Source organism: Streptomyces sp. Ru73 (assembly GCF_002920575.1).
Classification (GTDB): domain Bacteria; phylum Actinomycetota; class Actinomycetes; order Streptomycetales; family Streptomycetaceae; genus Streptomyces.
This window is the reverse complement of record NZ_PQSQ01000157.1, coordinates 1-10,462: the sequence shown is the minus strand read 5'-3', so window position 1 is coordinate 10,462 and position 10,462 is coordinate 1. Positions and strand designations below refer to the sequence as shown.

The 10,462-nt window shown below is 74.9% G+C and carries 11 protein-coding genes; 4 read left to right on the top strand and 7 right to left on the bottom strand.

All coding sequences use genetic code 11. From position 1 onward, the window contains the following. Positions 1-16: 16 nt before the first annotated feature. Positions 17-1,237: a class I SAM-dependent methyltransferase gene (locus C3486_RS35200; protein ID WP_103836936.1), complete on the bottom strand. Its 1,221-nt coding sequence runs from the start codon at positions 1,235-1,237 to the stop codon at positions 17-19. A 289-nt stretch (positions 1,238-1,526) separates the two neighbouring features. Here C3486_RS35200 and C3486_RS35195 point away from each other — a divergent pair, with 289 nt between their 5' ends. Beyond that, entirely contained in the window at positions 1,527-2,459 is a 933-nt protein-coding gene (locus C3486_RS35195; protein ID WP_103836935.1) for a universal stress protein, read from the top strand. Positions 2,460-2,524: 65 nt separating this feature from the next. On the opposite strand, the gene C3486_RS35190 is transcribed toward C3486_RS35195, so the two are convergent. Next, positions 2,525-3,163, bottom strand: coding sequence for a DedA family protein (locus C3486_RS35190; protein ID WP_103836934.1), 639 nt, complete (start codon positions 3,161-3,163; stop codon positions 2,525-2,527). A 309-nt stretch (positions 3,164-3,472) separates the two neighbouring features. Here C3486_RS35190 and C3486_RS35185 point away from each other — a divergent pair, with 309 nt between their 5' ends. Next, positions 3,473-4,069 carry a superoxide dismutase family protein gene (locus C3486_RS35185; protein ID WP_103836933.1) on the top strand — a complete coding sequence of 199 codons (597 nt, stop codon included), beginning with the start codon at positions 3,473-3,475 and terminating at the stop codon, positions 4,067-4,069. Positions 4,070-4,161: 92 nt separating this feature from the next. On the opposite strand, the gene C3486_RS35180 is transcribed toward C3486_RS35185, so the two are convergent. The 3 genes from C3486_RS35180 to C3486_RS35170 form a co-directional block, all read right to left on the bottom strand. After that, the gene (locus C3486_RS35180) at positions 4,162-4,638 is read right to left on the bottom strand and encodes a DoxX family protein (protein ID WP_103836932.1); all 477 of its coding nucleotides are present in this window, start codon (positions 4,636-4,638) and stop codon (positions 4,162-4,164) included. 209 nt (positions 4,639-4,847) lie between these two features. Then, positions 4,848-6,563: an alkaline phosphatase D family protein gene (locus tag C3486_RS35175; RefSeq protein WP_103836931.1), complete on the bottom strand. Its 1,716-nt coding sequence runs from the start codon at positions 6,561-6,563 to the stop codon at positions 4,848-4,850. A 176-nt stretch (positions 6,564-6,739) separates the two neighbouring features. Further along, positions 6,740-7,384, bottom strand: a complete 645-nt coding sequence (locus C3486_RS35170; protein WP_103836930.1) for an HNH endonuclease family protein — start codon at positions 7,382-7,384, stop codon at positions 6,740-6,742. A 252-nt stretch (positions 7,385-7,636) separates the two neighbouring features. On the opposite strand from C3486_RS35170, the gene C3486_RS35165 reads away from it, so the two are divergent. Both C3486_RS35165 and C3486_RS35160 read left to right on the top strand, forming a co-directional pair. Further along, the gene (locus C3486_RS35165; RefSeq protein WP_103836929.1) at positions 7,637-8,395 is read left to right on the top strand and encodes an ABC transporter permease; all 759 of its coding nucleotides are present in this window, start codon (positions 7,637-7,639) and stop codon (positions 8,393-8,395) included. A gap of 179 nt (positions 8,396-8,574) precedes the next feature. Continuing rightward, entirely contained in the window at positions 8,575-9,156 is a 582-nt protein-coding gene (locus tag C3486_RS35160; RefSeq protein ID WP_103836928.1) for a TMEM165/GDT1 family protein, read from the top strand. Positions 9,157-9,225: 69 nt separating this feature from the next. Here C3486_RS35160 and C3486_RS35155 read toward each other — a convergent pair whose 3' ends face one another. After that, complete coding sequence (locus tag C3486_RS35155) at positions 9,226-9,888, bottom strand: HAD-IA family hydrolase (protein ID WP_103836927.1); 663 nt, start codon at positions 9,886-9,888, stop codon at positions 9,226-9,228. A 177-nt stretch (positions 9,889-10,065) separates the two neighbouring features. Next, on the bottom strand, positions 10,066-10,462 hold a 397-nt coding region (locus C3486_RS35150; protein WP_146075125.1), incomplete at its 5' end, for a peptidoglycan-binding protein.

Sequence of the window (10,462 nt, the reverse complement as noted above, 5' to 3'; positions counted from 1 at the left end):
TCCCGGTGCCGGTGTCTCAGTCCTCCGCCGCGCCCAGCCGCCACAGGGACGTCACCTCCGCCGCGCGGGCGGCGTGCAGCGGGTCCGAGGTGTCGCGTGCCTTGGGGTGCCGCGGCGCGATGTCGAGCCGGTCGAGCACGGTCAGGCCGGCCGCCTCGAACAGGGCGAGGAGGTCGGCGCGGGTGCGCAGCCCCAGGTGCTCGGCCAGGTCGGAGAGGATCAGCCAGCCCTCGCCGCCCGGCGTCAGATGCGCCGGGAGGCCCGCGAGGAAGCCGCGCAGCATCCGGCTGTTCGGGTCGTAGACGGCGTACTCCACGGCGGACGTGGGCTTGGCCGGCAGCCACGGCGGGTTGCAGACGACGAGCGGGGCGCGCCCCGTGGGGAAGAGGTCGGCGGCGACGGCCTCGAACCGGTCGGCGACGCCCAGCCGCTCGGCGTTCCGCCGGGCACAGGCCAGCGCGCGCGGGTCCTGGTCGGTGCCGACGACGCGCCGGACGCCGCGCCGGGCCAGCACCGCGGCCAGCACGCCGCTGCCGGTGCCGATGTCGAAGGCCAGCGGGAGCGGGTCGGCGGGCAGCGGGGCCCGCCCGACCAGGTCCACGTACTCGCCGCGCTGGGGCGAGAAGACGCCGTAGTCGGGGTGGATCCGCTCGCCGCCGAGGGCCGGGATCTCGACGCCCTTGCGGTGCCATTCGTACGCGCCGACCAGCCCGAGCAGCTCCCGCAGCGAGACGACCGAGTGGGTGCCGCCCGCAGCGCCGCTCTCCGCGGGCGCGGGACCGTACGCCTGGATGCAGGCGGCGCGGACGTCGGGGGCGCGGTGCAGCGGGACGCCGTACGCGGCGTCGAGCGGCACGAGCAGCATGCCGAGGATGCGGGCGCGCTGGCTCTGGGCCGCGCGGTGCAGGTGGAAGGCGCGGGCCGGGTCGTCGGCGGGGGCCGGCTTGCGGGGCCGGCGGTCGATGCGCCGGGCCAGCGCGGCCAGCAGCTGGCGCGCGTTGTGGAAGTCGCCGCGCCACAGCAGCGCGGTGCCCTCGCAGGCGAGCTTGTACGCGTCGGCGGCCCGCGTGCGGTCGTCGGCGACCGCCACCCGCCGCGGCGGTGCGGCGCCGTTCTCCGAGCGCCACCGGGCGGACCGTGGCTCGCCCCCTTCGTCCCAGGTGAGCACGGGTGCCGGAGTGGCGTCCTGCGGGGCGGCTGCGGTGGTCGGCGGGGCGTTCGGCCGGAGTGCGTTCATGACGTCCTGGATCGGGCGGCACGGCCGGCGGGGCGCGTCCCGGAGCGGGCACGGCCCAAGGGCCGGGCAGTGCGAGGAAGTTCGATTTTAGCGGCTCGTGGGCACACGCCACTTACCGATCATGCCGTCGCCGAGGGCGCCTGTCCGGAATACTCGCCCATATCGCCTGTAATGCGTACCGATCGCCCGGTCGCGGGCAGGGTACCGGGCGCAGTGGCCGCGACGGCCGCGGGTATCGGCGGGCCGCGGCGGCCGCGCGGGCCCGCAGGCGGAACGTAGGGAGGCAGACATGGACAGGTTGCCGGTCATCGTCGGGGTGGACGGGTCCCCGGACAGCGAGCGGGCGATGCACTGGGCGGCCGAGGCGGCCCGGCTCCGCTCCGCGCCGCTCCAGGTCGTGCACGTATGGCCGTACGTGACCTCGGCGCGCGCCGCCGAGGCGGAAGCCGGCACCGGCGACCCCGTCCTGGAGGAGCTGCGGACCAAGCTGCCCGAGGGGGCCGAGCTGCCGGAGGTGGAGTTCCGCAGCCTCAGCGGGCTCACGGACGTGATCCTCCCGGGCCTCGGCGACCAGGCGCAGCTGCTGGTGCTCGGCTCGCGGGGCCGGGGCGGCTTCGCGAGCCTGCTGCTCGGCTCCAACGGCATGGCGTGCGCCGCGCACGCCACCTGCCCGGTCGTGGTCGTCCCGCGCCCGGACCGGGGCGGGGCACGGCAGGAGACGGCGGAGGGGCAGGAGCCCGGCGCCGCGCACGGACGGATCGTCCTCGGCGTCGATCCGACGGCGGAGGACGCGGGGGAGAGCGAGGCGATCGGCTTCGCGTTCCAGGAGGCCGCCCGGCGCGGGGCGGTGCTCCAGGTGGTCGCCGCGTACATGTGGCCGATGGCCGTACCGGCCGCCTTCGACTACGTCGTCGCCTACGACACGACCCAGCGGGAGTACGAGGGCGCGCTGGTCCGGCAGGTGACGGAGGTGCTCACGCGGTACCGGGAGCGGTACCCGGACGTCGCGGTCGAGGCCGAGCTGCGCCCGGCGGACGCGGCCGGGCAGCTGGTCGAGGAGTCGGCGCGGAGCGACCTGGTGGTGGTCGGGCGGCACCGCAGGCGGCTGCCGATCGGCCGCCGGCTGGGCGCGGTCGCGCACGCGGTGCTGCTGCACGCGCTGTGCCCGGTCGCGGTGGTGCCGGAGGCGGTGCGGGAGGAGCCGGAGAAGACGGCGGACTGACGGCGCCGGGCGGGTACGGGGACGGACCGGCCGGCACCGGGGCCGCGCCGCCGTTCCCGCGGTGACTAGCCGGTGTGCGCGGCGCTGCGTTCCGGCCGCCGCATCACGTACAGCGCCGCCGAGCCCGCGGCGAACAGGGCGAAGACCGAGACGGCCGTGCTGAACCAGGTCGCGCCGAGCAGATGGCCCCCGAAGTACCCCAGCGTCACGCTGTACGCGGCCCAGGCGACGCCGGCCAGCATCGACCAGGGCAGGAACTCGCGGACGGTGCGGTGTGCGACACCCGCGCCGAGGCTGACGACCGAGCGGCCGGCGGGCGCGAAGCGGGCCAGGACCACGACGATCCCGCCGCCCCGGGTGAGCGCGGTGCCGAGACGTTCCTGCGCCGTGGCCAGGCGGCGGGAGCGGGCTATGGCACGGTCGAAGCGGTCGCCGCCGCGCCAGGCCACCCGGTACGCGGCCAGGTCGCCGAGGACCGAGGCGGTCGCGGCGCACAGGGCGAGCCCGAGCAGGTCGACGAGGGCGGAGCCGCCGCTGACCGCGGGGACGCCGACGGTGGCGGTGCGGGTGCCGGCTGCGGTCGCGGCGGCGATGAGCAGCACGCCGCTGGGCAGGAAGGGCACGAAGACGTCGAGGAGGACGCAGAGCCCGACGATCAGGTGGATCCATGGCGGATCCGCCAGTGCGCCCAGACTTTCCAGCACCTCGTCACTCCAAGTCGTCCCCGGCCGCGACGTCGCATGGCAGCGGCAGGGGCGGCTTGTCGCTCGTACAGCCATACAGCGTACGCCTGGGATGTCCCGAGATCGGTGCCGGGGGCCGCAGGTGTTGTCCGAATCACGGGTTTCCTGCCAGGCAGTCCGCCTGCTGGGCTACGCGGTGGGCCACCCCGCGCCCGCGTCCGGCACCCGCCTGCCGCCCCACGGCTCGCGGAACGGCCGGCCGGCGGGGACGGTTCTCTTGGGCGCGTGTCCGCGCGCCGCGGACACGGGGAGTGACGAGGAGGCAGAGGGATGGCGGCAGGATTCCTGACGGGAGCGGCGGCGGCGCTGCTGGTGGCGGTGCCCGCGGCGGCGGTGCCCGCGTACGCCGGGCCGGCCGGCGGCGGAGACCTCGTGGTCGGCAAGGAGAGCCGGTTCACCCCGGTGTCGGAGTTCGACCCGTCCGACGCGGTGACGTACAACACCGAGAAGGTGCCGGCCGGGGCGCGGATCGCGGTCGCGCAGTGGAAGAACGACCACGGCATGACCATCCGGCTGAAGGTGAAGGGGCTCAAGGCGCACCGCACCTACGGCGCGCACGTCCACACCAAGCCGTGCGGCGAGAAGCCGGACTCCTCCGGGCCGCACTACCAGAACCGGAAGGACCCGCACCAGCCGTCGACCGACCCCCGGTACGCCAACCCGGAGAACGAGGTGTGGCTGGACTTCACCACGGACACCGACGGTGACGCCTCGGTGTCCTCGAAGCACTGGTGGTGGTTCCGGCCGGGCGAGGCGCGCTCCGTGGTGATCCACGACCACAAGACCGAGACCGGGCACGGGCACGCGGGCATGGCGGGCGACCGGCTGGGCTGCCTCAGCGTGCCGTTCAAGCACGGGCCGAAGTAAGGGCTGACGAGGGGCACGGAAAAGCCCTGAGGGCCGCCGGGACGGGCGGCCCTCAGGGTCTGAGCGGAGAGCGGTGAGCGGCAGGCGCCGGGTCAGGCGGCGCTGGGCTCGCGCGGGGCGGCGGCGGGCGCCCCGGCGTTCTCGCCGCGGTCGCCGGGCCCGAAGAAGACCCGGTCCAGCGCCCAGGCGCCGGGGCCGGTGAAGACCAGCAGGAGGAAGGCCCAGCAGAACATCGCGGAGGGCTCGCCGCCGTTCTGGATCGGCCACAGCGCCTCGCCCTGGTGCACCGAGAAGTAGGCGTACGCCATGGAGCCGGAGCTGATCAGGGCCGCGGTGCGGGTGCCCAGGCCGAACAGGACCAGGAGGCCGCCGACGAACTGGATGACGGCGGCGTACCAGCCGGGCCAGGTGCCGGCGGGCACGGTGTGGCCGGTGCCCATGGCGCCGCCGAGCACGCCGAAGAGCGACGAGGCGCCGTGGCAGGCGAAGAGCAGGCCGGTGACGATGCGGAAGAGCGCCGTCGCGTGCGGCCGGGAGCGTTCGGTGAACGCGGTGAGAGAAGCGGGCATGACAAAGACTCCCTGCGGTCGGGGACGTAACCGGGAGGCCAGAGGTTAGGCGTACCTTAGTCGTACTTGCAACTTCAAGCGTTTAGCTGGCGAGGTGCGGTCACTTGGTCTGTACCAAGTGCCGACAGCGTGGTCCAGACCAATGCAATCGTCAAGGGGGTGCGCACCGACCGGGATCCCGCGTCCCGGCGCCGGTGATCACCCGCCCGTCACGTCAGCGAGCGGTCCAGCACCCGCTCCAGCCGCGCCCCGCGCCCCGCCGCGCGTCCCCGCCCGCCGCGCCGCGCCGCCGTCTGCCGGGCCTGGTCCAGGGTCAGCCGGGCGTCCCGGCCGCGCAGGGTCAGGGTCATCAGCTGGTTGCCGAACCACGGACCGCCCGTGCGGCGCCAGGACACCGGCGGCCGCGCCGCCCCCACGTGCCGGGCGAGCGCACGCCCCAGCCACCGGCCGGCCCGGCTCCAGCCGAAGCGGAACCCGGCCCGCATGACCGCCGGGATGCTGTTGTGCACCGGCGAGCAGGTCAGCTGCAGGACGCGGCCGGCCGGGCCCTGCCCCGCCGGCCAGTGCGGCTCCGCCACGTACGCGTGGTGCACGTCGCCGGAGAGCACGCACACCGTCGCGGGCGCCGCCGGGCCGGAGCCCGCCGCCGAGATCAGCTCGGCCAGCGCCGCGAAGGACTCCGGGAACGCCGACCAGTGCTCCAGGTCGGCCCGCTGCCGCAGCGCCTCGCCGCGGCGCGCCCAGCGCGGGCCGCGCGCGCCGCCGCACAGCGCCGCGTTCCACACCTCCGCGTCGTGCACCAGGTGGGGCAGCAGCCAGGGCAGCGAACTGCCGATCAGCAGGTGGTCGTAGCCGCCGGGCGCGTCCAGCACCTCCTGGCGCAGCCACTTGGCCTCCTGCGCGTCGAGCATCGCCCGGCTGCCCTCGTCCAGGACGCGGGTGGCGCGGGTGTCGACCATGACCAGCCGCACCCGCCCGAAGTCGCGCCGGTAGCTCCAGCGCGCGCACGTCGGGTCGGCGTCCGCTGCGGCGGCGAAGTCGCGCACCAGGTCCGTGCCGTCCGCCGCCGCCCGCACGCGGGAGTACAGCTCGTCGCGCGCCAGCTCGGCGGGGGAGAGGTTGCCCAGGTGCTGGTGGACCCAGTACGACATCAGGCCGCCGAGGATCCGGTCGCGCCACCAGGGGGTCGCGCGCATCCGGGTCAGCCAGGCGGCCGAGGTGTTCCAGTCGTCGATCACGTCGTGGTCGTCGAAGATCATGCAGCTGGGCACCGTGGACAGCAGCCAGCGCACCTCCGGGTCCAGCCAGGACTCCTCGTAGAGGTGGGTGTACTCCTCGTAGTCCGCCACCTGCGTCCACGGCGGCCGGGAGGTGTCCCGGCGGCGGGCCAGCAGCGCGGCGGTCGCCTCGGAGGTCTGGTCGGCGTAGACCTGGTCGCCCAGGAGCAGCAGCACGTCGGGACGGGGGCGCGCCGGGTCGCCCGCCAGGGTGGCGGCCAGGGTGTCCAGCGCGTCCGGGCCGGCCGGGTCGTGGCGGTCGCCCGGCACGCCCGGCACGGCCGCCAGGTGGCTCCGGCTTCCGGAGGGCGGGGCTGCCCAGCGGCAGGAGCCGAACGCCACGGAGAGCGGGCCGCGGCCGCCGGGCGGCAGCGTGCGGATGACGGAGGGCGGGTACGGGCTGTCCGGCAGCGGCCAGACCTGCGTCCCGTCCAGCAGCACCCGGTAGGGCGTCTCGCCGCCCGGCGCCAGGCCCTCGACGGGGACCAGCGCGTAGTGGTGGCCGGCCACCTGCCACGTGCGGTCGGTGCCGGTGGCGCCGCCGTCGCAGGCCACGGTCACCTCGCAGGGCGCCCCGGTCTCCACCCATACCGTCGCGCTGTCCTCGTCCACGTAGCGCAGCAGCGGTCCGAGCCGCAGTCCGGTCATCGCGGTCCTCCCTCGCGCGGGCCGGTGCCCGCACCTCAGTACGGGCAGCCGCCCGCGCGTCGGCTCCGAGGATAGGAGGACCGCCCCCGCTCACGGAGCGGCCGGAAGACGGGAGGGGCGGCTCCGCGGGCATGGGAAGGAGGGCGGAGCCGCCCCGGCTGCGGCAGGCGGCCGGGTCAGCAGCCGTCCAGGATCTTCTTCAGCGCGGCCTTCTCGGCGGAGTCGGCCGTCATGCCGTACTCGTGCTTCACCCACACCCACATGCGCGCGTACTCGCAGTGGTAGGAGGTCTTCGGCGGCAGCCACTCGGCCGGGTCCTGGTCGCCCTTGGCCTGGTTCACGTTGTCGGTGACCGCGATCAGCTGGGAGTGCGTGAGGTCGTTGGCGAGCTGCTCGCGGCGCGCGGTGGTCCAGTCGGCGGCGCCGGACTTCCACGCCTCCGAGAGCGGGACGACGTGGTCGATGTCGACGTCGGAGGTCTGGGTCCAGGTCGCGCCGTCGTACGGGGAGGTCCAGGAGCCGCTGGTCGCGGCGCAGCTGTTGTCCGTCTGAACGTTTTTGCCGTCGCGCTTGAGGACGACCTCGCGGGTGTTGCAGTTGTTGCCCTGGTCGCTCCAGTGCGGGAACTTGTCGCGGCTGTACCCGTCCTGCGAGCCCTCGGCCTGCTCCTTGATGTCGGCGAGGTAGGTACGGGCCGTGGCAGCGCTCGGCGGCGCGGGCGGCGCGGCCTGCGCCGACTGGCCGCTGAGGACGAGCGTGCAGACGAGCGCGGCGGCCGAGCCGGCGGCGAGCGACACGCGACGCGCGTAGACCTTGGACATCGGAACTCCCGTGAGGTGTGGGGGAAGGGAAGCCATGTGCGGTCGGTCGGGGAGGACGGGCGGCCGGTCGGGTGACCGGCCGGGCCACACGATGGCGCGTGGGGATGTCCTCCGTGTGGTCTCCAGGTAACAGAGTGACGACATGCTCACGTCAGATCAAGGGGTGACACGCCGCCAGGTGCCCCCGCACGCCTGTTCGTTGGCGTTTCTCCCGACCTGCCCGTCCGTCGCCGGCCGCCCTAAGGTGATCGTGTGCTGCTGCCGGTGAACACCACGCTCGGGGTCGTGCTCGCGGTGCTGCTCGTCGCCGCCGTCGCGACCGCCGCGCTGCGCCGGCTGGACCACGCGAGGAGCATCGCCGTCGCCGGGCTGCGCGCCGCCGCCCAGCTCGCCGCCGTCTCCTTCCTCATCGGCTGGGTCGTGCGCGCCCTCCCCCTGCTGGTCTGCTTCCTGCTGCTGATGTACGCCGTCGCGGTGCGCACGGCGGGCCGCCGGATCACCCGCAACCGCACCTGGTGGTGGGCCGCTGCGCCGATCGCGGCGGGCGTCGCGCCGGTGGTGGCCGTCCTGCTGCTCACCGGCCTGGTGCCGGCCCGCGGGGTCACGCTCATCCCGGTGACCGGCATCCTCATCGGCGGCGCGCTCACCGCGACCGTGCTGGGCGGCCGGCGCGCCCTGGACGAGCTGGCCGCGCGCCACGGTGAGGTCGAGGCGGGCCTCGCGCTCGGGCTGGCGGACCGGGAGGCGCGGCTGGAGGTGGCCCGGCCGGTGGTCTCCGACGCGCTGCTGCCGGGGCTGGACCAGACCCGGACGGTGGGGTTGGTCACCCTGCCGGGTGCGTTCGTCGGCATGCTGCTGGGCGGCGCTTCCCCCGTTCAGGCCGGTGCGGTGCAGCTCTTCGTCCTGGTGGCGCTGCTGGCCGTGCAGGCGGCCGCGGTGGCGGTGGTGCTGGAGCTGGTCGCGCGCGGCCTGTTGCACCGCGTACCCTTGGGATCAGCAGAAGGGGAGTAGCTCTTCGCCGGACCGTCGACATACTGCACGCCCTCGTGGCGCGCCGGCGCCCGGAGCGTACGGACACGTCCGTACGCCAGCGAGACCTTCGGCCGCAGTGTCCGTACGCTGCCGTGCCGAAGCGACCCCTTTTTCCGGGCCCCTTTGGCGCGGCCCTACCGAACGAGGTATCCCACCCCGTGTTCAGCCTCTCCGTCGCAGCCGTCGTCTTCGGCGTCGTCTTCCTCGCCGAGCTGCCCGACAAGACCGCACTCGCCGGGCTGATGCTCGGCACGCGCTACCGCGCCTCCTACGTCTTCGCCGGGGTCGCGGCCGCCTTCCTGGTGCACGTCGCGCTCGCCATCGCGGCGGGCAGCGTGCTCACGCTGCTGCCGCACCGCCTGGTCCAGGCGATCGTCGGCGTGCTCTTCCTCGCGGGCGCCGCCGTGCTGCTGTTCAAGAAGGACGACGACGAGGAAGAGGTCAAGAAGCCCGCCGACCAGAGCTTCTGGAAGGTCTCCGGGGCCGGCTTCATGATGATCCTGGTCGCGGAGTTCGGCGACCTGACGCAGATCATGACCGCGAACCTCGCGGCCCGCTACGGCGACCCGGTCTCCGTCGGCATCGGCGCCGTGCTGGCCCTGTGGGCGGTGGCGGCGCTGGGCATCCTGGGCGGGCGCACGCTGATGCGGTTCGTGCCCCTGAAGCTCATCACGAAGATCGCCGCCTGCGTGATGATCGTCCTCGCGGGCTTCAGCCTGTACGAGGCGATCGCGGGCTGAGCACCCCCGTGACAGCGCCGAGGGGCGCCACCCGGCCGGGTGGCGCCCCCTCTGGTCTTTGCCGTGCGCTCAGGCGGCGACGTGCAGCCGTACGCCGCCCTCGGGCAGCACCTCGACGGTGAGCCGCGTCAGGTCGTCCACCTGGACCGTCGGCGCGAAGGCAGCGGCCCGCTCGCCGACGCCCACGACCCGCATCCCGGCCGCCTGGCCCGCCCGGATGCCCGCCTCGGAGTCCTCGAAGACGAGGCAGTCCTCGGGCGCGAAGCCGAGCTCGGCGGCGCCCTTGAGGAAGCCCTCGGGGTCCGGCTTGCTGGCGCTGACCGACTCGGCGGTGATCCGCACGGCCGGCATCGGCAGCCCGGCCGCGCCCATCCGGGCCTCGGCCAGCGGGACGTTCGCGGAGGTCACCAGGGCGTGCGGCACGTCGGCGATGGCGGCCATGAAGGCGGGCGCGCCCGGGACCGGCACGACACCGTCGGTGTCCGCGGTCTCCTGCTCCAGCATCCGCCGGTTGTCCTCGTGGTTCTGCTCCATCGGGCGGTCGGGGAGCAGCGCGGCCATCGTGGCCCAGCCCTGGCGACCGTGCACGACCTTCAGGACGTCCTCGGCGGCCATGCCGTGCTCGGCGGCCCAGCGGCGCCAGCAGCGCTCGACGACCGCCTCGGAGTTGACGAGGGTGCTGTCCATGTCGAGCAGCAGGGCGCGGGCGGTGAGTGTGCGAGGTGCCGTCATCGGCGGACTCCTGGGCCTGCGAGCTGAAGGAGGGGAACAAGCGGCTCCGCCCGCCGGTCAGGGGAAGCGGGCGGAACCACTTTGTTCAACCACGATACAAAGCGCTCCGGGCCCACGCCAAGCCCCCCTGGTCAGCAGGCCAGGGGGGCGAGGTGGTAAGGGCGGCAAACGGGCCGGTCAATGCCCGTTGGTGAGGAATTCCAGAGAGGTCCGGGTCGCGGGTCCGTAGACGCCCGGCGGGTCGCCGGTCTCGCCGTACGTCCGCTGGTACCGCGCCACGGCGGCCGTCACCCCGTCGTCGTACCGGCCGTCCGCCGGACCCGCGTACAGGTCCAGCTGTGCCAGCCGCCGCTGCAGCTCGGCGACCTCCGGGCCGCGCGCGCCCTCGGACAGGACGTCCGCACCCGTGCGGGGCCCCGACAGGCGCCGCAGCTCCTCGCCCGCCTGCCCGGCGGCGTACGTGGTCGGGGCGCCCGGCGGGCGGGTGAACGGCGTCTCGGCCGCGCTCGCGGACGCCCGCCCGCCGGGCGCCCGGTCCGCCGAGCGGGAGGCGGCGGCCGGCGCGTCCGGCCGG